Below are 23,845 nucleotides of genomic sequence, written 5' to 3'. Positions count from 1 at the left end.
GGAACACAACGCCATGACCATCACCCTGGAGCCCTGGGGGCCCGTAGAGCCCCTGGAACCCGCCCTGTCGGTCCGTCAGGTCCTGGCCCTGGAAAGGGTGCTGGCCGGGGAACCCGAGGTGGTGGCCGGCGCGGGCCAGCTCGACCGGCCGGTGCGCTGGGTGCACGTCGCCGAGGCCGCGGACGTCGGCGTGATGCTCAGCGGCGGGGAGATGGTCCTCACCACCGGAGTGCTGCTCGCCGGCGACGAGAACGCGCAGACCGAGTACATCCAGTCGCTGCACCGCGCGGAGGCCGCCGCCGTGGTGCTGGGACTGGGACGGGCGTTCCCCGCCCCGCCGGACGTGATGCGGCGCGCCGCCGAGCGGTGCGGGCTCCCGATGGTCGTGCTCCACCGGCCCTTCCCCTTCGCCGAGTTGACGGAGGTGGTCCAGTCCCGGCTGGTCCAGCGGAAGTTCGCCGCCGTCAGCCTGTCGGAGGCCGTACGGACCGCCCTGACCGCTCTGATCACCGCGGGCGCCCCGCTTCAGCTGCTGCTCGACGAGGTCGCCCAGCACGCCGCCTGTCCCGTGGTCGTCACCAACCTCGCCCACCGGGTGCTGGCGACGGCGGGGGAGCGGTCGGCGGTCGACGACGTGCTGCGGGACTGGGAGCGCATCGCCCGCCAGGCCGGCGGCAGCGAGGGCGACGGCTGGATCCGCGCCGAGCTGGGCGGACGCGGCGAACGCTGGGGACAGATCATGCTCTGCGGCCACCGCGGCGACACCGCCGGCGGACGGCTCCTCGCCGACCGGGCCGCCGAGGCCCTCGTCCTGCACCGCATGCTCGGCGGCACCTCCGCCCACACCTGGGAGGAACAGTCCGCGCAGAGCCTGCTCACCGACCTGGTCTCCGGTGTCGTGCCGGCCCGGCAACTGCTGCCCCGGGCCCGGGCGGCCGGGCTCCCCGTCAACCGGCGCACCTTCGTCCCCCTGGTCGTCCGTGACGGCGACGCCGCCCAACTGGAGCGCATGCTGCGCCTGTTGGGCATGCCCGGGTTGGTCGCCGAGCTCGCCGACGGGGCCACCGCCGTGCTGCTCAGCCTCGCCCGCGACCAGGACGCCCAGGCGCTCACCGCGCACTTCGCCGCCCGGCTGCGGACCGAGTCGGGGGAGAGCCGTACGGTCGTCGCGGCGGCCGCCCCGCGCATCGTCTGGGACGACGTGTCCGCCGGGCTGCGCGAGGCCCAGCATGTCGCGGACGCCGTGGCCGACTCCTCGGCCGCCCTCGACCTCCCGGCCGTCGTCCGCCTCAAGGACGTCCATCTGCGCGGCCTGGTCCGGCTGCTGCGGGACGACCCGCATGTGCAGTCCTTCGCCGAGCGGGAGCTGGACGGGCTGCTGTGCGCGGCCGGGGACGACCTGCTCGCCGTCCTGCGGACGTACCTGGCCACCGGCCGCAACAAGTCCCGCACCGCCCAGCTCCACCACGTCTCGCGTCCCGCGCTGTACCGCAGGCTGGAGGCGATAGAGGGACGGCTGGGCGTGGACCTCGACGACTTCGAACAGGCCGCCTCGGTGCACATCGCGCTTCTCGCGCACGACGCGCAACAGGGCTGACCGCGGACGGCCGGCAACAGCCAGGAAACATGGAACGACCAGGGAAAACGGTGGTGAAACATGGGCCCGGAAAGACGTGACACGGTGGCACGCCGGACGCCCGCAGGCGTGACACCGTGCAACTCAAAGCAGGCTCGCCGGCTTCCTAGGCTCCTCGTACACCGAGCGACCGGAGGTCCCGATGAGCAGAGTGATCCGTGCCGCCGTCTTCCAGACGGCCTGGACCGGCGACAAGGAATCGATGATCCAGGTCCACGAGCAGGCGGTCCGCGACGCGGCCGCGCAGGGTGCTCAGGTCCTGTGTTTCCAGGAGCTGTTCTACGGACCGTACTTCTGCCAGGTCCAGGACCCGCAGTTCTACGAGTACGCCGAGCAGATCCCCGACGGCCCGATCGTCAAGCGTTTCCAGGCGCTCGCCAAGGAGCACGGCATCGTCCTGGTGCTGCCGATGTACGAGGAGGAGCAGCCGGGCGTCCTCTACAACACCGCCGCCGTGATCGACGCGGACGGCTCGTACCTCGGCAAGTACCGCAAACACCACATCCCGCAGGTAAAGGGTTTCTGGGAGAAGTTCTACTTCCGCCCCGGGAACGTGGGCTGGCCCGTCTTCGAGACGGCCGTCGGCAAGGTCGGCGTCTACATCTGCTACGACCGCCACTTCCCGGAGGGCTGGCGCGCGCTGGGGCTGGAGGGCGCCGAGATCGTCTTCAACCCGTCGGCGACCTCGCGTGGTCTGTCCGCGTACCTGTGGCAGCTGGAGCAGCCGGCGGCGGCCGTCGCCAACGAGTACTTCGTCGGCGCGATCAACCGGGTCGGTGTCGAGGAACTCGGCGACAACGACTTCTACGGGACCTCGTACTTCGTGGACCCGGAGGCCCAGTTCGTCGGCGAGGTGGCGAGCGACAAGGAGAGCGAACTCGTCGTCCGCGACCTCGACATGGCCAAGCTGCGCGAGGTCCGCGACCGCTGGCAGTTCTACCGGGACCGTCGCCCGGAGGCCTACGGCCCGCTGACCGCACCGTAAGACCCGAGGCCCCCGCGTCCCCGTCCGGGGCGCGGGGCAGCGTCCGTGTGCGGCTCCGCCGCGGGGCGCGACCGGCCTCGAACGACCCGCACGTCACGACCACAATCCAGCGGAGCGTCCACGTATGAGCACCCGTACCGTCATCCGCGGCGGCCTCGTCGTCACCGCGTCCGACGAGATCCACGCCGACGTCCTGATCGAGGACGGCCGTATCGCCGCCCTCGCCGCCTCCGGTACCACGGCCGCCGAGGCCTGGACCGCCGAGAGGGTCATCGACGCCACCGGGAAGTACGTGATCCCGGGCGGAGTCGACGTCCACACCCACATGGAGCTGCCGTTCGGCGGCACCTTCGCCTCCGACACCTTCGAGACCGGCACCCGGGCGGCCGCCTGGGGCGGCACGACGACCATCGTCGACTTCGCCGTGCAGAGCGTCGGACGCAGCCTGCGCGACGGGCTGGACGCCTGGCACGCGAAGGCCGAGGGCAACTGCGCCATCGACTACGGCTTCCACATGATCGTCTCCGACGTCAACCAGGACACGCTGAAGGAGATGGACCTGCTGGTGGAGGAGGGCGTCACCTCCTTCAAGCAGTTCATGGCCTACCCCGGCGTCTTCTACAGCGACGACGGTCAGATCCTGCGCGCCATGCAGCGCTCCGCCGAGAACGGCGGACTGATCATGATGCACGCGGAAAACGGTATCGCCATCGACGTCCTGGTCGAGCAGGCGCTGGCCCGCGGCGAGACCGATCCGAGGTACCACGGCGAGGTCCGCAAGGCCCTCCTCGAGGCCGAGGCCACCCACCGCGCCATCAAACTCGCGCAGGTCGCGGGTGCTCCGCTGTACGTGGTGCATGTATCGGCGATGGAAGCGGTTGCGGAACTGGCCCGGGCGCGCGACGAGGGGCTCAACGTCTTCGGCGAGACCTGTCCGCAGTACCTGTTCCTGTCGACGGACAACCTCGCGGAACCCGATTTCGAGGGCTCGAAGTACGTGTGCTCGACCCCGCTGCGGCCCAAGGAGCACCAGGCCAAGCTGTGGCAGGGCCTGCGGACCAACGACCTGCAGGTCGTCTCCACCGACCACTGCCCCTTCTGCTTCGTGGGCCAGAAGGAGCTCGGCCGGGGCGACTTCTCGAAGATCCCCAACGGTCTGCCGGGGGTCGAGAACCGGATGGACCTGCTGCACCAGGCCGTCGTCGACGGGCACATCAGCCGCCGCCGCTGGATCGAGATCGCCTGCGCCACCCCGGCCCGCATGTTCGGCATGTACCCGAAGAAGGGCACCATCGCCCCGGGCGCCGACGCCGACGTCGTGATCTACGACCCGCACGCCGAGCAGATCATCTCCGCTGACACGCACCACATGAACGTCGACTACTCGGCCTACGAGGGCAAGCGGCTCACCGGCCGCGTCGAGACGGTCCTGTCGCGGGGCGAACTCGTCATCACCGAGCGGGAGTACACCGGACACGCCGGTCACGGCGCCTACACCCCGCGCTCCACCTGTCAGTACCTCAACTAGGAGCAGCGCACATGGACTTCGGACTCGTCCTGCAGACCGACCCGCCGGCCTCGAAGGTCGTCGAGCTGATGAAGCGCGCCGAGGGCAACGGCTTCACGTACGGCTGGACCTTCGACTCCGCCGTGCTCTGGCAGGAACCGTTTGTGATCTACAGCCAGATCCTGGCGAACACCAGCAGGCTGACGGTGGGCCCGATGGTGACCAACCCGGGCACCCGCACCTGGGAGGTCACCGCCTCCACCTTCGCCACCCTCAACGACATGTTCGGCAACCGCACCGTGTGCGGCATCGGCCGCGGCGACTCCGCGATGCGCGTCGCGGGCCGTGCCCCGAACACCCTCGCCCGGATCAGTGCGGCCATGAAGGTCATCAGGGCGCTCGGCTCGGGCCAGGAGGCGGACCTCGGCGGCACGGTCGTCAAGTTCCCGTGGATCAAGGAGGATGCCCAGCTCCCCGTATGGATGGCCGCGTACGGTCCCAAGGCACTGAAGATGACCGGCGAGGAGGCCGACGGCTTCATCCTCCAGCTCGCCGACCTCTACCTCACCGAGTACATGGTGAAGGCCGTCAAGGACGCCGCCGTCGCCGCCGGCCGTGACCCCGCCGAGGTGAAGATCTGCGTCGCCGCCCCGGCGTACGTCACCGAGGACGACTCGCCCGAGGCGCTCGCCCACGCGCGTGAGCAGTGCCGCTGGTTCGGCGGGATGGTCGGCAACCACGTCGCCGACCTCGTGTCCAAGTACGGCGAGCACTCCGCCGCCGTACCGGACGAACTGACCGACTACATCAAGTCCCGTGAGGGGTACGACTACTCGCACCACGGGCGGGCCGACAACCCCGACACCGCGTTCGTGCCCGACGAGATCGTCGACCGGTTCTGCATCGTCGGACCGGTCGAGAAGCACATCGAGAAGCTCGAGGCGCTGCGCGCGCTGGGCGTGGACCAGTTCGCGGTCTACGACATGCACGACGCCCAGGAGGCCACCATCGACGCCTACGGGGCGAGGGTGATCCCGGCCGTCAACGGCTGACCGCGCACCGACCGCCGTACGGTGCACCGACCGTCGCAAGACGCACGGAGCGCCGTACGGCGTCGCAGAACCACAAACCGTAGTAACCGCTCAACTCCCCATCCCCCCACTCCAGTTCTCCCCTCCTCCGACGTCCCGGAGGAGGGGGCCGGAGCCCGCACGGCCTTTCCGGATCCGCCCCTCGTTTGATTGGCCTGCCCATGACCGACACCGCTCCCACGGCCATACCGCCGACTTCTCAAGTCACCCTCGCCGACGGCCGGGTGGAGATCGCCCCTGGTTCGCCGCAGCCCAGCGGCCCCTACGCCAACGAGGACCTGCTTCCGGTCCCCGTGGAGAAGCGCACCTGGACCACGTACAACTTCTCCGCGCTGTGGGTCGGCATGGCCCACAACACGGCGTCGTGGACGCTCGCCTCCGGTCTGATCGCCGTCGGCATGGACTGGAAGCAGGCGGTGCTCACCATCGCCCTGGCCAACGTCATCGTGCTGGTCCCGATGCTGCTCACCGGGCACGCGGGGCCGAAGTACGGGATCCCGTTCCCGGTCTTCGCCCGCGCCTCCTTCGGTATCCGCGGCGCCAACCTGCCTGCCGTCGTACGGGCGTTGGTGGCCTGCGGCTGGTTCGGCATCCAGACCTGGATCGGCGGCGAGGCGATCTACTTCCTCGCCGGGAAACTGATCGGAAACGGCTGGAGCGACGCCGGTGAGATCGGCGGCTACGCCTGGACGATGTGGCTGTCGTTCGCGATCTTCTGGGCGATCCAGGTCGCGATCATCTACCGGGGCATGGAGACGATCCGGCGCTTCGAGAACTGGGCGGCGCCCTTCGTCCTGGTCGGCGCGCTGGTGATGCTGATCTGGATGAGCAACAAGGCAGGCGGTTTCGGCCCGTTGCTCGACCAGCCGTCCAAGCTCGGCTGGGGCGCCGACTTCTGGAAGCTGTTCTGGCCGTCCCTGATGGGCATGATCGGTTTCTGGTCGACGCTGTCGCTGAACATCCCGGACTTCACACGGTACGGAAAGTCGCAGAAAGCGCAGACCTGGGGACAGGCGCTCGGCCTGCCCACCACCATGACGCTGTTCGCGCTGCTGTCGGTGATGGTCACCTCCGGTTCGCAGGCGGTGTACGGCGAGACGATCTGGGATCCGGTACAGCTCGCCGCCAAGACCGACAACGTCTTCGGTCTGCTGTTCGCGCTGGTGACGGTGCTGGTGGCGACCCTGTCCGTGAACGTCGCGGCCAACCTGGTCTCGCCGGCCTTCGACTTCTCCAACATCGCGCCCCGGAAGATCAGTTTCCGTACCGGCGCCCTCGCCACCTGTGTCCTCGGGGTGCTGATCTTCCCGTGGAAGCTGTACTCCGACCCGCAGGGCTACATCTTCACCTGGCTCGGACTGGTCGGCGGTCTGCTGGGCACGGTCGCCGGCATCCTCATCGCCGACTACTGGATCCTGCGCCGCGGCAAGCTCGACCTGGCCGATCTGTACCGCACGGGCGGCCGTTACTGGTACGACGGCGGTTGGAACTGGCGGGCCGTGGTGGCCTTCGTGACCGGCGGAGTGCTCGCCGTCGGCGGCGCCAGCTTCAAGCCGCTGGTCGACGGACGGCCGATCCCGGCGCTGGAATCCCTCGCCGACTACGGCTGGGCGGTCGGGCTCGGCACCTCGATGGTGCTGTACCTGGCCCTGATGCTGCTGCTGCCCGCACGGCAGGAGGAGCACGCGGACGCCGTCTGACGTGTGGCGCGAGAACGGCCGGAGGAGCGAGTGTGCTCCTCCGGCCGTGGCGTGTCCCGGTCCGTGCGGTGCGCGGCGGGAGCGCTCAGCTCTTCTGGCCGTTCGACAGGGCGGCCACCACTTCCTTCGCGGCCTTGATCGCACCCTTGTTGATCTCGTCGGTGCTGGGCGCCTTCTTCGTCTCGAAGTCGCTGCCGTTGTAGTTGACGATCACCAGCGCGTTGGACACCCGGGCGATGACGACGCCCTCACGGGTCTGCTGCTTGTCCTCGGTCGTGAGGTTCACCACCGAATAGGCCTCGTCGCCGAGCCCCGGGACCGCGCCGCCGCCGCTCTTCTCGCCGGTCCGCTCCTTGTACGACGTCTGTGCCGCGTCGTCCGACTCCGTGATCTCGAAGGAGACGTCGAGCCAGCGGTAGTCGTAGCCCTTGAGCGCGTTCCAGGAGCAGGTCCGGCGCAGATCGGTGTCCGTGGAGGGGATCTCCTTGCCCGCCGTCTTGGCGCCCGGCACGAGTGCGGTGACCGTCTTCGCGGCGATGCCGGTGCACGGGGCGGGCGCGGCGGCGTACGTCTTGGACACGGCCGTGGAGGAGGGGCCGGACGCCTTCTCGGACTGGGTCTTCTGCGTGTCCTTGGCCGCGGTGTCCTGCTTTTCGGTGAGCGGGCCGGACGACATCGCCCAGCCCGCGCAGGCGAGCACGACCACAGGGGTCAGGCGCGCGGTGAGGGCGAGCGGCAGTGGGAGTGAGCGCACGGCGCACTTTCGTGGGGGACGGTGCGGACGGAGTCCGCAGTGCGGACAGTGGACGCCAGTGTCACACGACTCCCTGTGGGGCGGAAGTGTGAACTCGCTCCGTGGCTGCGCGGTGACGAAGGGGCCCGGCCCAACCGGGACATCACGGCCCTTCATGAGACATCTTCACGAGACGCCTTCACGAGACGCCTTCGGGCGACACCCTCATGCGACACCTTCTTGTGGCCGTCTCGTACGGCCGTCTTGTACGGCTTCCTTGTACGACCCCCCTTGTACGGCTTCCTCTTGTACGGCTTCCTCACGCGGCCTCTTCATGGGGCTTCTTCGTGGGGCGCGGGACGGGTGCGGGGGCCCGGCGGGTGGGTACGTACGATCCCGGGAACGGCCGCAGCGCAGTGAGGAGCCCCCGTGTTCACCACCCGCCCCACCCTCCAGGGCACCTTCGGCATGGTGTCGTCCACGCACTGGCTGGCCTCGCAGTCGGCGATGGCCGTCCTCGAGGGCGGTGGCAACGCCTACGACGCCGCCGTGGCCGGGGCCTTCGTGCTGCATGTCGTCGAACCGCATCTCAACGGGCCCGCGGGCGAGGTGCCCATCCTGCTCGCCCCGGCCGGCGGCGAGGTGCGCGTGCTGTGCGGGCAGGGAGTGGCGCCGGCGGGCGCGACCGTCGCCCACTACCGGGCACTCGGCCTGGACCTCGTACCCGGCACCGGACCGCTGGCCGCGGCCGTGCCCGGCGCGTTCGACGCCTGGATGCTCCTCCTGCGCGACCACGGCACCAAGTCCCTCGACGAGGTGCTGAAGTACGCCATCGGCTACGCCGAACACGGGCACGCGCCCGTGGAGAACGTCGGCGCGACCGTGGAGACCGTACGGGAGCTGTTCGAGACGGAGTGGACCTCGTCGGCGGAGGTGTACCTGCCGGGCGGGAAGCCGCCGCGCCCGGGCGCGCTGCTGCGCAACCCCGCCCTCGCCGGCACCTGGAGGCGACTGCTCGCCGAGACCGCCGGGGCGGGCGACCGGGAGGCGCGGATCGAGGCCGCGCGAGAGGTGTGGCGGACCGGGTTCGTCGCCGAGGCCCTCGTCCGGCAGGCGGCCCGGCCCACCCTGGACACCAGCGGGGAGCGCCACACCGGCACGCTCACGGCCGCCGATCTCGCCGCCTGGTCCGCCTCCTACGAGGCGCCGGCGACGTACGACTGGAACGGCTGGACGGTGTGCAAGGCAGGCCCCTGGAGCCAGGGCCCGGCCTTCCTCCAGCAGCTCGCCCTGCTCCCGCCGGAGCTGCCCGCGTACGGCTCCGCCGACTACGTCCATCTCCTGATCGAGGGCTGCAAGCTGGCCATGGCCGACCGCGAGGCCTGGTACGGCGACGCGGCCGAGGTCCCGCTGGGCGAGCTGCTCGCCGCCGGCTACAACGCGGAGCGGCGGCGGCTGATCGGCGACAAGGCGTCGTACGAGCTGCGACCCGGCAGCCCCGGCGGCCGTACCCCGCGGCTGAGCACGCACGCGTACGTGGTCGCCACCGACGACCCCGCCTTCAGCCCCATGGGCGCCGGCGAGCCGACGGTCGCCAAGGGCACCACGTCCCCCGTGCCGGGCGAACCGGAGGTGGGCGCCGAGGGTGCCACCCGGGGCGACACCTGCCACCTCGACGTCGTCGACCGCTGGGGCAACATGGTCGCCGCCACGCCCAGCGGCGGCTGGCTGCAGTCCAACCCGGTCGTGCCCGAGCTGGGCTTCCCGCTCGGCACCCGGCTCCAGATGACCTGGCTGGAGGAGGGTCTGCCGAACTCGCTGACGCCCGGCCGCCGCCCCCGCACCACCCTCACCCCCTCGATCGCGCTGCGCGACGGGGTGCCGGTGCTGGCGTTCGGCACACCCGGCGGCGACCAGCAGGACCAGTGGCAGCTGCACTTCCTGCTGGCCGTCGCGCTGCGCGCGCGGGTGCGCGGCGGTCTCGACCTCCAGGGCGCGATCGACGCCCCGAACTGGCACAACGACGCCTTCCCCGGCTCCTTCTACCCGCGCGGCATGCGGCCGGGCAGCGTCACCGTGGAGTCCCGGATGCCGGCCGGGGTGGTGGAGGAGCTGCGGCGACGCGGCCATGACGTGACCCTGGGCGACCCGTGGTCCGAGGGCCGGCTGTGCGCGGTCGCCCGCGACCCGGAGACCGGGATCCTGCTCGCGGCCGCGAACCCGCGCGGGATGCAGGGATACGCGGTGGGTCGCTGACGCCGGGCGCGGCTCGGGTCGTCGGCACGTGTGCGGGGCGGGTCGCTCACGCGCGCGTGCGGGGCGTCGCTCATGCGGGGGAGCGGAGGGAAGCGTTCCTGTTCTTCATCCCGATTCCACCCGGGATGCACCGGGCAGGTGGGGATTGTCAGTGGGGCGTGCTCTCATGGAGGCATGATCGAAGACACGGAAACCATCGACGAGTTTCTCGCCCGCCACTCCGCCGACGTGGAGGAAGCGGTCCGCAAGGCCGCCGCGGCCGAGATCATGCCCCGCTTCCGGCAGCTCGGCGCGCACGAGGTCGACCAGAAGAGCGGACCGCACGATCTGGTGACGGACGCCGACCGCAATGCGGAGCTCTACCTCACACGGGCCCTCGGCGCCCTGCTGCCCGGCTCGGTCGTCGTCGGCGAGGAGGCCGTGCACGCCAACCCGGCCACGTACGAGGCGATACAGGGCGACGCGCCGGTCTGGATCGTCGACCCCGTCGACGGAACACGGCAGTTCGTGCACGGCGACGACGGCTTCTGCACCCTCGTCGCGCTCGTCCGGCACGGCGTCCTGCTCGCCTCCTGGACCTACGCCCCGGCCCGCGACCAGCTGGCCACGGCCGTCCGCGGCGGCGGCGCCTTCCTGGACGGCGAGCGACTGTTCGCCGGCCCGCCCGAGCCGGGCCGCGACCTGGTGGTGGCCACCTCCCACCCCGACTACACGACCGACGAGCAGAAGAGTGCCCTGCTGGGGCTCTGGACGGACGGGGTCGCACCGCGCGCTTGCGGATCGGCCGGGCTCGAGTATCTCGCCATAGCCCGGGGCGAGTTGGACGCCACGGCATTCTCCTGGGAGGCGGCCTGGGACCACGCGGCCGGCCTGCTGCTGGTGGAGGAGGCGGGCGGTGCCCATCTCACCCTGGACGGCGGCCCGTTCCGGGTCACGGGCGGCAACTCCCTGCCCTTCACGGCCGCCCGGGACGCGGCGACGGCCCGTCGCGTGGCGGGACTGCTGTCGGGCGCCGGGCCCCGGTCGAGGTGAGGCGGGCCGGGGAGGCTCCCGTTCCGGGAACGCGACAGGACCGCCGCCGCTCCGGCAGGGCGCGAGCGAGTCACTGCCGCGCCGAGGGACCCTGGGCCGGGTCCGGCGGCCGACGCACAGGACCCTCCGGCGGACACCCCCCGGGGGCGGTGCGATCGAGGCAAGCGGGGATGTTTCGAGGGCCCCGCGCCGCAGGTGTTGTCGTACCCCCGGCATATCCTGATCGTGGGGGCCACCGGTCTACGGAGGTCACCGGCTGACGAAGGGGTCGAAGTGCCGTCGATGCTCGATGCGGTCGTGGTGGGAGCGGGGCCCAACGGGCTGACCGCGGCGGTGGAGCTGGCCAGGCGCGGCTTCTCCGTGGCGCTCTTCGAGGCGCGGGACACCGTGGGCGGAGGAGCCCGCACCGAGGAGCTCACCCTGCCGGGCTTCCACCACGACCCGTGCTCCGCCGCGCACCCCCTCGGCATCAACTCACCCGCGTTCCGCGCACTGCCCCTGGAGCGCTACGGCCTGGAGTGGCTGCACGCCGAGCTGCCCATGGCCCACCCCTTCCCCGACGGCAGTGCCGCGGTGCTGTCGAGGTCGGTCGCCGAGACGGCCGCCTCCTTCGGGCCGCGCGACGCGGGCACGTACCGCCGGCTGGTCGAGCCCTTCCTGCCCAAGTGGGACACCCTGGCCCGCGACTTCATGTCACTGCCGCTGACCGCGCTCCCGCGCGACCCGGTCACTCTGGCCCGTTTCGGCCTGGTCGGCCTGCCGCCGTCCAGCTGGCTCACCCGCCGCTTCCGTGACGAGCGGGCCAAGACCCTGTTCGCCGGACTCGTCGGGCATGTCATGGCCCCGCTGAGCGGCTTCGCCACCGGGGCCATCGGGCTGGTCTTCGCCCTCGCCGCGCACGCCCGCGGCTGGCCGGTGGCCCGCGGCGGCTCCCAGTCGATCTCGGACGCCCTCGCCGCCTACCTCAAGGACCTCGGCGGCAGCATCCACACCGACTACGAGGTCAAGCGCCTCGACGACCTGCCGCCGGCCCGTGCCTACGTCTTCGACACCTCGCCCACCGCGCTCGGCCGCATCGCCGGCTTCGGCAACTACTACGAGGGCTACCGGTACGGACCCGGCGTCTTCAAGATCGACTACGCGCTCGACGGTCCGGTCCCGTGGACCGCGAAGGAGGCCCGCGCCGCCGGCACCGTGCAGATCGGCGCGGACAGCGCGGAGATCGGCGCCGCCCTCAGAGCGGTCTCCCGCGAGGACCGGGCACCCGACCGGCCCTTCATGATCACGGTGCAGCCCAGCGTTGTCGACCCCGGCCGGGCCCCGGCCGGCCGGCATGTCTTCTGGGCGTACGGCCATGTGCCCAGCGGCTGGACCGGCGACCTCACCGACGCCATGGAACGCCAACTGGAGCGCTTCGCACCCGGGTTCCGCGATCGCGTCCTCGCCCGGGTGACTGCGGGCCCCGCCGAACTCGCCGCCCGCAACGCCAACTACGTGGGCGGGGACATCGCCTCCGGAGCGGTCTCCGGGCTCCAGATCCTGCTGCGGCCCAAGCTGACGCCGTTCCCGTACGCCACTCCGCACCCGGCCGTCTTCATCTGCTCCTCGGCCACCCCGCCCGGCCCGGGCGTGCACGGCATGTCGGGTCACAACGCGGCGAAGGCCGTATGGCGCAGGCTGCGGCAGCAAAGGTGACCGGCCGTCCGCTGCGTGTCGGTATAAACGCAGGCATGACCACGATCACGCTCGTCCAGGGCGACATCACCCGGCAGTCCGTGGACGCCGTCGTCAACGCGGCCAACTCCTCGCTGCTCGGCGGCGGTGGCGTCGACGGAGCCATTCACCGCCGGGGCGGCCCCGCGATCCTCGCCGACTGCCGACGGCTGCGCGCCTCGCAGTACGGCAAGGGCCTGCCCACCGGCCGGGCGGTGGCCACGACCGCGGGGGAACTGGACGCCCGCTGGGTGATCCACACGGTGGGCCCCGTGTACCAGGTCTCCGGCGGCGACCCCGACCTGCTGGCCTCCTGCTACCGCGCATCCCTGGAGGTGGCGGACGAGCTGGGCGCGCGTACCGTCGCGTTCCCGGCCATCTCCACCGGGGCGTACGGCTGGCCGATGGCGGATGCCGCCCGCATCGCGGTCGAGGCGGTGCGCACGGCAAGGACGGCGGTCGAGGAGGTGCGGTTCGTGCTGTTCGACGAGCAGGCGTACCAGGTGTTCGCCGAGCTGATCGGCTGATCAGCGGGCCCGCTGGCCCGCTGGCCCGCTGACCGGAAGGCCGGAAGCCGAAGCCGGAAGCCGGAAGGTCGGCGACCGAGGCCCGAGGCCCGAGGTCTGGGGACCGGGGCCCGAGGTCTGGGGACCGGGGACCGGGGACCGGGGACCGGCGATCGGCAACGGGACCGCGGGGGCGCAGGACGGCGCCCCCGCGGAACCGGTGGCCGGTGAAAGGGGCCGGTGGCCCGGGACGGGTCAGCCGTCGATGCGGTGGGTGGTCCAGAACGACGTCAGGTCCGTCGTCGTGGCGGCCTGGGCGGCTGCCTTGAACTCGGCCGTCGTCGAGACGCCGTACCAGTGCGAAGTGGCGTAGTCCTTCAGCAGCTTGGTCATCGCGGTGTCGCCGATGAGCCGCCGCAGGTCGTGCAGGGCGCACTTGCCGTAGCCGTAGACGACGGTGGAGTACCGGGAGGAGTGGGTGTCCCAGTAGGCCATCGAGTTGGTGATCTTCTCGGCCGACGAGGCCCACGAGACGCTGCTCCAGCAGCTGGTGCCCGTCTTGCCCAGCGCCAGGTCGGTGGCGTAGTCGGTGAACGACTCGTCGAGCCAGGGGGTGTTGTACTCGTCGTCGCCGACGATCCCGTACCACCACTGGTGGCCGATCTCATGGGTCAGTGCCGTGGTGCTGACCAGGTCGAGGACGAAGCCGGGGTACTCCATGCCGCCGAACCAGAAGTTGTTGTCGATGACGGCGTCCAACTCGCCGTACGGATAGGCGCCGAAGCGGGCGGCGTGCGCGTCCACGGCGGTCTTGGCGGTGGTGAGCATCGACTGGGCGTTGGCCGAGCTGATGCCGGTGACGGAGTAGACGTTGATAGGGGTCCCGGCGGTCGAGGTGCCGGAGATCTTGCTGAACGGACCGGCCGCCCAGGCGAAGTCACGGACCTTGCTGGCGGTGGCCGTGGTGACGGTGCGGCCGCTGGTGCCGGCGACGTCGACCGAGGCGCCGGTGGCGGGCACCAGGAGGGTGGTCGGGTGGTCGAGGGTCACCTTGAAGTCCGCGGCCAGCGAGTAGAACGACTCGCCGTTGTTCGTGTACGGGTCCAGGTGCCAGCCCGCGCCGTCCTTCACCGCCAGCAGGGGCAGCGCGTTGCCGATGAAGCTGAACGCCCCGTCGTAGCCGAACCGGTCGGCGCCGCTGGGCACGGTGATGCCCAGGTCGAAGCCGATCGTGGCGCTCTGCCCCTGGATGAGGGGACTGGCGAGGGTGATCTGCAGGGCCGTGCAGCCCACCGACAGGGCGCCCGCGGTGCCGCCGGTGACGTTGCTGACCGCGATCGGCATCGAGGTGCAGGTGCCGTGGTAGTTGTCCCAGAGCCGCAGATACACCTCGCTGAGCGCGGTCGCGGAGGCGTTGGTGAAGGTCGCGCTCTCGTGACCGGTCCAGACCGTGCCGGCCGTGTTGCTGGTCAGGCTGACGGTGTACGACGGTGCCGCCGGGGTGCGGGTGGCGTCGGCGGGCGGAGCGGTGTCGCCGGAGGTGTTGAGCGCGAGGTCGTCGAGGACGAAGCTCGACTGGAGGCTGGAGTCCTCGGTGCCGGTGAAGGCGAGGCTCACGGTCTGGCCCACGAACGCCGACACGTCGAACGACTTCTGGACGTAGCCGGTGTTCTTGTCCAGGTTCGAGTACGTGGCCAGTGTCGTCGTGCCGATCTTGGCCGTCAGCTTGTCGTACGCGGTGGACGAGGTCGTCTCGGCCGTGTCGATGTGCAGCCAGAACGTGAGGGTGGCGGCGGCGCACCCGGACGGGATCGTGACGCTCTGCGAAAGCGTGTCGGTGTGGGTGCTGCCCACGCCGTCCAGCCAGGCGAAGGCGGTGCCGCCGTGGGCACTCTGCCCGGTGCGGCTGGTGATCACACTGGTCGAGGACTGGGTCCAGGGCGAGGTGCCGCTCTCGAAGCCACCGTTGGTGATCACCTGGGCCGGGGTGCAGGCGTCGGCCGCGGCAGCCGCCTTCGCGGGCGCGACAGTCGCGCTCCCGGTCTCGGCGACGCTGGTGGAGGCGGTGCCGGGCGAGGCCGCGACCGAGGCGGCCCGCTCCGGTGTGGCTGTCGCGGGAGTGGCGGGGAGCGAGACGGCGGCCAGGGCGGCGAGGGTGAGCGCGCTCGCGGCGACGGCCTTGCGGGGGGTGGGTCTCACACGTGGCTCCTTTGCGGCGGCCGGGATTCCGGCCTGCTCGGTGGCTGTCCCTGGCGGCGTGGGTGTACCGGAGGGCGGTGCGCGACGGCTGCCGGAAGCCTGACAGATTTGACGCGGTCATGCCATCAGGCTCGGGTAAAGGGTCCGCCCCGGATCCGGACCCGGCGCCCCCGCTCACAGCTCCGGGGTCTCCCGTGCGCCGCCCTGTGGGGTGCGCTTTGCGTGGCCCGGGGGTGGCGTCACCGGCCCCGGGCCATGGCCGTCGAACCCATCCGTCGGAGCGCGCTCGGTTCCGTCCGGCGCGCGATCCCCGGCCGCGACCGGCATGCGATCCCCGGCCGCGCCCGGCATGCGATCCCCGGCCGCGTCCGGCATGCGATCCCCGGCCGCGTCCGGCATGCGATCCCCGGCCGCGTCCGGCATGCGATCCCCGGCCGCGTCCGGCATGCGATCCCCGGCCGCGTCCGGCATGCGATCCCCGGCCGCGCCCGGCATGCGATCCCCGGCCGCGCCCGGCACCTCCCTGTGATCGGGTCAACGGCCGTACGAGTAGGCCCGGATGTGAAGGAGGGGGCGGTTTTGAACGTGTTCAATTGCGGGCGTACGCTACCCCCATGAGCGACCGAGCCGCCCTGGTGAAGGGCATCCGCGCATGGTTGGGCTTCTTCGTCGTCTGTCTGGCGCTCAGCGGGGCCACCGCCTTCCCGCTGGTGCACGAACTGCGCTGGGCCGAGGAACTGTTGGGCCACCTGTCCGTCCCCGAGCACCTGCCCGGCCTCATGGAGTGGATCGAGCGCGTCCGGCGCGGGCTCGACACCGCCGACGCCGACTACCCCTTCCTCCTCTACGGGACGGACTGGCTGGCCTTCGCCCATCTCGTCATCGCCGTCGCCTTCTACGGCCCCTACCGCGACCCGGTCCGCAATATCTGGGTCGTCGAGTTCTCGATGATCGCCTGCGCCGGGATCATCCCGCTCGCGCTGATCTGCGGACCGCTCCGGGGCATTCCCTTCTGGTGGAGCGTGATCGACATGTCGTTCGGGGTGTTCGGGGTGATTCCGCTGTATGTGGTGCGGCGGAAGATCAAGCGGTTGGAGTCGATGGCCGTCGGCGATCCGGCACCGGCTGTTGCCTGAGCGCGGCCGTCGACGACGGTGGCCGGCCGGGGGAGGTGGCAGGTCGGGGGAGGTGGCCGGCGTGCAGCCGTCGGTCCCTGCAGTCGAAGAGCGGCTCGGGACCGTACCTCACCACCCGGCGCACGAAAATCTATGCCGACGAGAGTAGACATTGGTCGGTGACGTGGTTATGGTTTCTCTCGTAGCCCAGAGAGACAGCAAGACCGGCAGACACGAACTGCCGGCCAGCAGTACCGCAGTTGCAGTGCGCAGGACGGTCCGGTGGTGGAGTTCCGAAGCCAGGGTTGTCGCAGGACGGCGACGGGGCTGACGGCCGGACCGGGGGGCCCGCAGTGATCAGGGGCCGCCGTGAGCAGTACCGCAGTGGCAGTACCCGCAGTGAAGTCGGTGAGCGGTACCTCGGTGAAGGCGTCGGCTGCGGGCGCGCGCACCGGGGAGGTTCGGCAGTATCAGCAGTACGCAGTGCCCCGTTTGGCAAGCAGTTGATCAATCAGGAAGAACCAGGGAAGAACGGAGGAGCCGAACGCCATCAGGATCGCCCGGGCGTAAGTCTTGAGCCCGGGTACCGCAGGACATCGATAGTGAGGTGGTCTCCGGTCAAGCAACCGCGATCCCGGCACGCCCGACTGCATCTCGGTCGGGTCTGCGGAAACAGAAGGCCGGCGCAGTAGAAGGGCCGGCGATGGTGTAGCAGTTCCTTCGGGCCCTGGCGCCGTACGGTGCCAGGGCCCCTCTACGCGTTCCACAGAGAGGTGCAAGTGACAGCAGACGACTCCTACGACCGTCTCGACGACGATGACTACCCCGCCTACACCATGGGCCGGGCCGCCGAGATGCTCGGCACCACGCAGGGCTTCCTGCGCGCCATCGGCGAAGCCCGCCTCATCACCCCGCTCCGCTCCGAGGGCGGACATCGCCGCTACTCCCGCTACCAGTTGCGGATCGCCGCCCGCGCCCGGGAACTCGTCGACCACGGGACTCCCATCGAGGCCGCCTGCCGCATCATCATCCTCGAAGACCAACTCGAAGAAGCCCAGCGCATCAACGCCGAGTACCGCCGCGCCGCCTCCGGGCACATGGCCGGCACCTGACCCGCAGCAGCCAGCAGCACGTCCCCCCCCCAGACTCCAGCCCAGCGACGCGCCAGGCCGCACTGATCAGCCGATGTGAGAATACGAGCGCATGATCGCCGAAGATGCTCAACCGCCGGTCCACGGACGGGAATCCCAGCCCGGCCCCGAAGCCCCGCCCGACGTCCCGCTCGCCGCGGCGGTTGACGCGCCTGCCGGTACAGCCGGCCGGCTGACTGCCGCCGTCGGTCTGGAAGGCACGGTGGAGCGCGCGGCGGCTGCGCTGAAGCCCAGGATGCGCGGGTGGCTGCACGCCGGTGTGTTTCCCCTGGCGCTGGTCGGCGGGATCGTCCTGATCGCCGTCTCGCGCTCGGCGGGGGCGGTGGCGGCCTGCTCGGTGTACGCGCTGTCCGCCTGCCTGCTGTTCGGTACCAGCGCGGTCTACCACCGCGGCACGTGGGGCCCGCGTGGGGAGGCGGTCCTGCGGCGGCTGGACCACGCGAACATCTTCCTGATCATCGCCGGCACCTACACCCCGCTGGCGGTACTGCTGCTGTCCACGGGTCAGCAGCGGGTGCTGTTGACCGCGGTGTGGGCAGGCGCTCTGGTCGGCACCGCCTTCCGCGTCCTGTGGATCGGCGCTCCCCGGTGGCTGTACACCCCGTGCTACATCGCCCTCGGCTGGGTGGCCGTCTTCTATCTGCCGGACTTCGCCCGCACCGGAGGCATCGCCGTCCTCGTACTCGTCATCGCCGGCGGCCTGCTCTACACGGCGGGCGCCGTCGTCTACGGACTCAAGCGCCCTGACCCCTCACCGGCCTGGTTCGGCTTCCACGAGGTCTTCCACGCCCTGACCATCGCCGCCTTCACCGCGCATTACACGGCCATCCTCCTGGCAGCCACCTGACCGTGTCGACGGCGGGCCACGGCCGCTGTTTCGCGGGACCTGCGGGACATTGCCGCTCGTAGGCCCGCACTGTTGGTCACGCGTGGCTGAGGATGACGAGCAACGCGGTGACCTCCGCGACGACCTGGGCGGTGAGTGCTGCCCGCCGTACTCCGGTCCGGGGCCTCGCTCAGCCTGCGCCGACGCCGTCCGCTGTATCGGGTTCGCTGTCGAGGACATCCGCAGGGGGTTGGGCGAGTGGCGCCCACCTGAGGTATGTCGGGGAGGCTCATGGCGCCGGGTGTTCGAAGACCGCCGTCCTCTGGCGAACGCGCGTAGAGGTCGGGCACCATCTCCCTGCACTGCCCGCACCGCCCGCACAGCCATTCCACAGGAAGCACGGTCGTCCGCAGGAAGGTTCCCTCATGAAGTTCCGCTCCGCACTGACCGCCCTCGCGCTCGTGGTCGCCCCCGGCGTCGCCGTCCTCGGCACCGCGACCGACGCCTTCGCCGTCACCAAGGTCAGTCACGCCACGGCCACCTCGATGTTCCGCGAGGTGGGTATCACCTGGTCCTCGTCCGGCAATTGCTCCGACCGCAACAACTCCACCTGTACGTCCTTCGAGCAGTTGAACCTGTCCACCGCCCAGGGTGCGCAGACGCTGAAGCGGGCCACCGGCTGCGCGCTCAACATCACCGGCGGCACGGAGACCGGCCACGCGAGCGGCACCTACTCGCACTGGAACGGCTACAAGCTCGACTACGGCAAGAACACCTGCGTCACCAACTACATCAAGAACACCTTCACTTACATCGGCCTGCGCGGCGACGGCGCCCCGCAGTACCGCTCGGGCTCCGGCAACGTCTACGCAGACGAGGGCAACCACTGGGACGTCCTGTACTACAACTGCGGCGGTTGCTGAACGCGTTGTCGGAAGTCCGGTGCGCCAACCCGGATGCGTAGTCCCTGCGCCCTCGCGGACGCCCCGGAACCGCACCGGCCTGAACCACACCGGACTTCCCCGAGCGAGCAGTGAGCAGTGAGCAGTGAGCAGTGAGCAGTGAGCAGTGAGCAGTGAGTGGCGAGCAGTGAGTAGCGAGTATCGCTCCCCAGTACGGGAGTTCATATATGTGAACTCTGGGGGGGGGGCTTGATAGGCGGCGAGGATGCGAGGGTTCGCGGCTCTCCATGGCGTGTAGCGCTGCCCCGGGTGTCCCGATCGGGTAGCCGCGAGAGTTCGGCGGATCGATCAGCGTTCACATACTTGTCACCCCGTGGCGCCCGCCCTATCCTCGCGTGGAGAAAGCGCTTTCCCGGTGCCTGTTGACCGTGTCGGGGAAGCGGCCCGCGGTATTGGCCGTGGAGCAGCCCGCGCGCCGCAACCGATCCGGCGCAAGGCTGGCCAGGGCCGACCGCATCGAGGTGTCGACGCGCCAGGACTCCGGGATGTGCTCCGGGGCGCGGACGCATCGCGCTCGTCGCCGTGGCCGCGGTGGCGGGCACCCGCACCAGGGGGCGGCCGGGGCTTCCGTGGTCCCGTTCCCCCGGTTGTCCCGCTCTCGGCGGCGTTCCCACCCGCGTCGCCTCGGCATGCGTGCGTCCCGGCCCGGTCCCGGCCGCGTCGCCCGTGTGGCCTCGCGCCGCTGGCATCACAGCGGCACTGCCCGCACCACATCAGCATCACCGGCCCTTCCGGCCATGGCGAGAACGGCATCCACGCCAGGTCGGCAGAGGCCCGCTTCCGTACCCGCATGGCATGAACATGGCATGGGTGCGCGATCTCGACGGCCCCGGATCAGGGCACCGACGTGCGCGGCACCCCCGTACGCGATGACGAAAGACGAGGCAAGGATGAGAAAGCCAGTCGCTCTGCGACTCTCCGCGGCACTCGGCACGCTGGCCCTGGCGGCTGCGACAGGCGTGGTCCTGTCCATGCCCACCGCGTCGGCGGCCAGCGCCGGAGCCACCGGATACGCCACCCAGAACGGCGGCACCACCGGCGGCGCCGGCGGGACGACGGTCAAGGCGACCACGGGCACCCAGATCCACGAGGCCCTGTGCGGCCGGGCCAGTACCAGCACCCCGATCACCATCCAGGTCGAGGGGACCGTCACCGTGGGCAACACCGCGAAGGTGTCGGGCGCCGGCTGCAACACCGCCGCCGGCGTGATCGAGTTGAAGGGCATCAGCAACGTCACGCTCGTCGGCGTCGGCAGCGGAGCCGTGTTCGACCAGATCGGCATCCACATCCGCCAGTCCAGCAACATCATCGTCCAGAACGTGACCGTCCAGAACGTGAAGAAGTCGGGCTCGCCCACCTCCAACGGCGGTGACGCCATCGGCATGGAGAGCGACGTGCACAACGTCTGGGTCGACCACGCCACGCTGATCGCCTCGGGCGGTGAGTCGGAGGGCTTCGACGGCCTGTTCGACATGAAGGACGGCACCCAGTACGTGACCCTGTCCTACAGCATCCTGCGCAACTCCGGACGCGGCGGTCTCGTCGGCTCCAGCGACAGCGACCTCGCCAACGGGCCGGTCACCTTCCACCACAACCGGTACGAGAACATCGACTCCCGCACCCCCCTGCTGCGCGGTGCCACCGCCCACATCTACAACAACTACTACGTCAGCCTGAACGAATCGGGCATCAACCCCCGGGCCGGCGGCAAGGCCAAGGTCGACAACAATTACTTCAAGGACTCCAAGGACGTCCTCGGCACCTTCTACACCGACCTGCCGGGGTACTGGCAGGTCAGCGGAAACATCTTCGACAACGTGACCTGGTCGGAGCCGGGCGAGGACAACAACCCCGCAGGGCCGAACCCGACGTCGAACACGACCGTCAGCATCCCCTACGCCTACAGTCTCGACGCCGCCACCTGCGTGCCGTCGATCGTGACCGCGACCGCGGGCGCCAACAACGGCCTGAAGGTGTCGGACGGCAACTGCGCCGCGACGACGCCCACCGCGACCGCCACTTCGAATCCCACGTCGACCGCCACCGCCACCGCCACTGCCACGCCGACCGCCACCGCGACGTCGACGCCCGGTGGGACCAACCTGAGCATCGGCGCGGACGCCGACGGTTCGAGCAAGGCGTCCGGCACCAGCTACGGCAACGTCCGCGACGGCGACACGAGCACCTACTGGTCGCCGGCGGGCTCGACCGGCTCCATCTCGATCAAGTGGGGCTCGGCCACCACCGTCTCCAAGATCAACATCCGGGAGGCCTCCGGTGCCACCGGCAACATCGGCTCCTGGCGGGTGCTCAACGCCGACACCGGGGCGGTGCTGACCTCGGGCAGTGGAGCGGGCACCATCTCCTTCACGTCCACCTCGCTGAAGAAGGTCACCTTCGAGATCACGGGCTCGACCGCCACCCCGAGGGTGGCCGAGTTCGAGACCTACGCCTGAGAAGCTGTCCGGCCGATCAAGTGGCCTCCGCCTGATCAGCTCGTCGTCTCGGTCATGAGGCGGGGGGGGGAGAGAACGGGGAGGGCGAGGGAGAAGGGGAGGGCGAGGGAGAAGGGGGAGGGCGAGGGGGACGCGGTGATCTGTCGGACGCGGAGCAGGAACGGCTGCGACCGTTCCTGCCCGTGAGCAGCGGGCGGTGCGGGCGGTGCGGGCGGTGCGGGCGGTGCGGGCGGTGCGGGTGATGCGGGCGGTGGGGGCGGTGCGGGCGGTGGCGCGACCATCGCCAGGTGATCGACGGAAATCCTGACGGGTCCGGAGGGATCGTGGCGGGGTCCGGAGGGGGATCCTGGCGGGGTCCGGAGGGATCCTGGAGGAGATCCCTACGCCCTGAGGCCGTCCGGGGGCCGGTATTCGGCCCCCAACCCCATGCGGGTCACGCTTTCGTGCATCAGCAGTTCGAACATCGGCTCCTGGTCGGTGACCAACGGGGTCAGGTGCTCGAACACCTCCAGCGCCACCTGTCCGTAGAGAGTGCGCCAGCACGACAGCATGACGATCAGTGCCCCGAGCGGCATCTCCACGCCTGTGGCGGCGCGGTAGTCGGCGATCTGCCGGCGCATCCGTGGGGCGAGGTCCTCGTCGGCCAGGATGGGGTAGGGGCGGGCCGCCCACAGCCGCATGTGCTCGGCGCCCCAGAGGGCGGCGAGGTGCCGGACCCACTCGGCGGTCACATCGGTGTGGGTCACACCGGCGGCCACGGTGGGCGTGCCGAAGAGCAGACGGAACTCCTGGCGATGTGCCAGGGCCCAGTGGCGGAAGACCCGGGCCGGGGCGATCAGCCGGGCCGCGAAATCCGTTTCACGCTCCCCCTCGATGGCCTCCCGCAACTGGTCCGTGAGCTCGGCGACGATGTCCCGCACCGTGTGCCGCACGATGTCTCCGAGATCGGCGAAGTGCCGGTAGAGAGCCGCCGGGGTCACCCCGACCCGACGGGCGATCTCGGCGAGCGTCAACGCCTCCACGCCCTGCCGGGTGATGACCTCCCGCGCCGCCGCGCGCACATCCCTCGACATCTGGCGGCGCAGCCGTTCGCGGCGGGTGGGAGCAGGCATCGTGCGGTCGTCCTCCTCCGGCCGCTCACGCAGCACGACGAACACGTTGACGGTCCGCACGTCACCACCGCCGGTGATGTACTGCGTGCCACCGTGCTGCGCCGCGTTGCTCTGCCCCGGCACCGCGGCCGCCGTCGACGGGCTCGCGTGCCCGGCCTCGCCGCTCACCGCGGACCCCGGGCTTCCCGGCCGACGTTAACGTGGACGTTGAGGTCCCCGCTCAGGGTGATGTGCTGCGTCCCGCCGTCGCGGGCGATGTTGTGCTGCAAGCTGCTTTGCCGGGACCGGGACCGGGACCGGGACTCGAGCCGGTGACCGGGCTCCCGCTCCGCCGTACCGGCTCCCGCGATGTCCGCGGCCGCACGACCGACTCGGCCCGACCCGACGCGCGCCGTCTCGACCGTCTCCCCCTCGACTCGCGCCGTCTCGACTCGCGCCGTCTCGACGCGCTCCGGCTTGTCCCGCGTCGCGATGACCTGCTCCGCCGTGACCTGCTCCGCCGTGGACGGCGCCGGCTTGCCCCGCGCCGCCTCACCCCCCGCCGTCGCGCTCCGGCGTCGGGCCGATTCCCCCTGGCCGTGGCGGCCCGCGAACCGCAGTCGTGCAGACCGCCAGACGTCTGTCGCCACGGCCCCCGCCATCGCCGTTCCGCCGGCTGTCGCCAGCCCCCACAACGCTTCCGTGAGCACTGTTCCTCCTGTCGCGCCCGCGGCACCGCGTGTGCCGCTGCCCGAGAAACGTTCAGGGGCATGACCAAGTAACGGGCCGCAACTTTGTATGTGGCCGTTGCTCGGTGCGCGAGGAACGTGCGTACCGGCTCCGCGTACGCCGGCTCGCCGGGGGCGCACGCAGGTACCGGGCTTCC

The 23,845-nt window shown here is 70.8% G+C and carries 17 protein-coding genes; 14 read left to right on the top strand and 3 right to left on the bottom strand.

Annotated features, from left to right (window positions below; genetic code table 11):
* The first annotated feature begins 13 nt into the window (after positions 1-13).
* From OG933_RS10265 to OG933_RS10245, 5 genes are all read left to right on the top strand, one after another.
* The gene (locus OG933_RS10265) at positions 14-1,597 is read left to right on the top strand and encodes a PucR family transcriptional regulator (RefSeq protein WP_405626615.1); all 1,584 of its coding nucleotides are present in this window, start codon (positions 14-16) and stop codon (positions 1,595-1,597) included.
* 181 nt (positions 1,598-1,778) lie between these two features.
* The gene (locus OG933_RS10260) at positions 1,779-2,621 is read left to right on the top strand and encodes a nitrilase-related carbon-nitrogen hydrolase (RefSeq protein WP_054243088.1); all 843 of its coding nucleotides are present in this window, start codon (positions 1,779-1,781) and stop codon (positions 2,619-2,621) included.
* A gap of 124 nt (positions 2,622-2,745) precedes the next feature.
* A complete protein-coding gene (gene hydA, locus OG933_RS10255; RefSeq protein ID WP_054243087.1) occupies positions 2,746-4,149 on the top strand; it encodes a dihydropyrimidinase in 1,404 nt (467 codons plus the stop codon).
* 11 nt (positions 4,150-4,160) lie between these two features.
* Positions 4,161-5,180, top strand: a complete 1,020-nt coding sequence (locus OG933_RS10250; protein ID WP_142266854.1) for a TIGR03842 family LLM class F420-dependent oxidoreductase — start codon at positions 4,161-4,163, stop codon at positions 5,178-5,180.
* A 200-nt stretch (positions 5,181-5,380) separates the two neighbouring features.
* Positions 5,381-6,919 carry an NCS1 family nucleobase:cation symporter-1 gene (locus tag OG933_RS10245; protein WP_020125518.1) on the top strand — a complete coding sequence of 513 codons (1,539 nt, stop codon included), beginning with the start codon at positions 5,381-5,383 and terminating at the stop codon, positions 6,917-6,919.
* 85 nt (positions 6,920-7,004) lie between these two features.
* Here the strand turns inward: OG933_RS10245 and OG933_RS10240 are convergent, their stop codons facing one another.
* A complete protein-coding gene (locus OG933_RS10240; RefSeq protein WP_362523099.1) occupies positions 7,005-7,673 on the bottom strand; it encodes a hypothetical protein in 669 nt (222 codons plus the stop codon).
* A gap of 408 nt (positions 7,674-8,081) precedes the next feature.
* Between OG933_RS10240 and OG933_RS10235 the strand changes: the two genes are divergently transcribed.
* The 4 genes from OG933_RS10235 to OG933_RS10220 all read left to right on the top strand — a co-directional run bounded on the left by OG933_RS10235 (position 8,082) and on the right by OG933_RS10220 (position 13,180).
* A complete protein-coding gene (locus tag OG933_RS10235; RefSeq protein WP_405626612.1) occupies positions 8,082-9,908 on the top strand; it encodes a gamma-glutamyltransferase family protein in 1,827 nt (608 codons plus the stop codon).
* A gap of 174 nt (positions 9,909-10,082) precedes the next feature.
* Positions 10,083-10,940 (top strand): inositol monophosphatase family protein, encoded by an 858-nt coding sequence (locus tag OG933_RS10230; RefSeq protein ID WP_362523095.1) that lies wholly within the window; start codon positions 10,083-10,085, stop codon positions 10,938-10,940.
* A gap of 282 nt (positions 10,941-11,222) precedes the next feature.
* Positions 11,223-12,635: an NAD(P)/FAD-dependent oxidoreductase gene (locus OG933_RS10225; RefSeq protein ID WP_362523093.1), complete on the top strand. Its 1,413-nt coding sequence runs from the start codon at positions 11,223-11,225 to the stop codon at positions 12,633-12,635.
* Positions 12,636-12,670: 35 nt separating this feature from the next.
* The gene (locus OG933_RS10220) at positions 12,671-13,180 is read left to right on the top strand and encodes an O-acetyl-ADP-ribose deacetylase (protein ID WP_405626610.1); all 510 of its coding nucleotides are present in this window, start codon (positions 12,671-12,673) and stop codon (positions 13,178-13,180) included.
* A gap of 234 nt (positions 13,181-13,414) precedes the next feature.
* Here the strand turns inward: OG933_RS10220 and OG933_RS10215 are convergent, their stop codons facing one another.
* Entirely contained in the window at positions 13,415-15,358 is a 1,944-nt protein-coding gene (locus OG933_RS10215; RefSeq protein WP_405626608.1) for a M1 family aminopeptidase, read from the bottom strand.
* 614 nt (positions 15,359-15,972) lie between these two features.
* Here OG933_RS10215 and OG933_RS10210 point away from each other — a divergent pair.
* The 5 genes from OG933_RS10210 (at position 15,973) to OG933_RS10190 (ending at position 21,868) form a co-directional block, all read left to right on the top strand.
* On the top strand, positions 15,973-16,494 hold the full coding sequence (locus OG933_RS10210; RefSeq protein WP_405626607.1) for a hypothetical protein: 522 nt from the start codon (positions 15,973-15,975) through the stop codon (positions 16,492-16,494).
* A gap of 758 nt (positions 16,495-17,252) precedes the next feature.
* The gene (locus OG933_RS10205) at positions 17,253-17,585 is read left to right on the top strand and encodes a MerR family transcriptional regulator (protein WP_362523084.1); all 333 of its coding nucleotides are present in this window, start codon (positions 17,253-17,255) and stop codon (positions 17,583-17,585) included.
* A 91-nt stretch (positions 17,586-17,676) separates the two neighbouring features.
* The gene (locus tag OG933_RS10200) at positions 17,677-18,471 is read left to right on the top strand and encodes a hemolysin III family protein (protein ID WP_405626606.1); all 795 of its coding nucleotides are present in this window, start codon (positions 17,677-17,679) and stop codon (positions 18,469-18,471) included.
* Between the two features lie 404 nt (positions 18,472-18,875).
* Positions 18,876-19,373, top strand: coding sequence for a hypothetical protein (locus OG933_RS10195; RefSeq protein WP_362523080.1), 498 nt, complete (start codon positions 18,876-18,878; stop codon positions 19,371-19,373).
* A gap of 929 nt (positions 19,374-20,302) precedes the next feature.
* A complete protein-coding gene (locus tag OG933_RS10190; RefSeq protein ID WP_405626604.1) occupies positions 20,303-21,868 on the top strand; it encodes a polysaccharide lyase family 1 protein in 1,566 nt (521 codons plus the stop codon).
* 380 nt (positions 21,869-22,248) lie between these two features.
* Here OG933_RS10190 and OG933_RS10185 read toward each other — a convergent pair whose 3' ends face one another.
* Positions 22,249-23,148 carry a TetR/AcrR family transcriptional regulator gene (locus tag OG933_RS10185; protein ID WP_362523076.1) on the bottom strand — a complete coding sequence of 300 codons (900 nt, stop codon included), beginning with the start codon at positions 23,146-23,148 and terminating at the stop codon, positions 22,249-22,251.
* Positions 23,149-23,845 lie beyond the last annotated feature (697 nt).

The sequence above is a fragment of the Streptomyces sp. NBC_00016 genome (assembly GCF_045040885.1).
GTDB classification, from domain to species: domain Bacteria; phylum Actinomycetota; class Actinomycetes; order Streptomycetales; family Streptomycetaceae; genus Streptomyces; species Streptomyces coriariae.
This window is presented reverse-complemented; position numbering and strand designations above follow the sequence as displayed.

Excerpts from the sequence above, each read along its gene's own strand:
- OG933_RS10265 (WP_405626615.1), top strand. The coding sequence starts at position 14 with ATGACCATCACCCTGGAGCCCTGGGGGCCCGTAGAGCCCCTGGAACCC.
- OG933_RS10260 (WP_054243088.1), top strand. The coding sequence starts at position 1,779 with ATGAGCAGAGTGATCCGTGCCGCCGTCTTCCAGACGGCCTGGACCGGC.
- hydA (WP_054243087.1), top strand. The coding sequence starts at position 2,746 with ATGAGCACCCGTACCGTCATCCGCGGCGGCCTCGTCGTCACCGCGTCC.
- OG933_RS10250 (WP_142266854.1), top strand. The coding sequence starts at position 4,161 with ATGGACTTCGGACTCGTCCTGCAGACCGACCCGCCGGCCTCGAAGGTC.
- OG933_RS10245 (WP_020125518.1), top strand. The coding sequence starts at position 5,381 with ATGACCGACACCGCTCCCACGGCCATACCGCCGACTTCTCAAGTCACC.
- OG933_RS10230 (WP_362523095.1), top strand. The coding sequence starts at position 10,083 with ATGATCGAAGACACGGAAACCATCGACGAGTTTCTCGCCCGCCACTCC.
- OG933_RS10225 (WP_362523093.1), top strand. The coding sequence starts at position 11,223 with ATGCTCGATGCGGTCGTGGTGGGAGCGGGGCCCAACGGGCTGACCGCG.
- OG933_RS10220 (WP_405626610.1), top strand. The coding sequence starts at position 12,671 with ATGACCACGATCACGCTCGTCCAGGGCGACATCACCCGGCAGTCCGTG.
- OG933_RS10210 (WP_405626607.1), top strand. The coding sequence starts at position 15,973 with ATGAGCGACCGAGCCGCCCTGGTGAAGGGCATCCGCGCATGGTTGGGC.
- OG933_RS10200 (WP_405626606.1), top strand. The coding sequence starts at position 17,677 with ATGATCGCCGAAGATGCTCAACCGCCGGTCCACGGACGGGAATCCCAG.
- OG933_RS10195 (WP_362523080.1), top strand. The coding sequence starts at position 18,876 with ATGAAGTTCCGCTCCGCACTGACCGCCCTCGCGCTCGTGGTCGCCCCC.
- OG933_RS10190 (WP_405626604.1), top strand. The coding sequence starts at position 20,303 with ATGAGAAAGCCAGTCGCTCTGCGACTCTCCGCGGCACTCGGCACGCTG.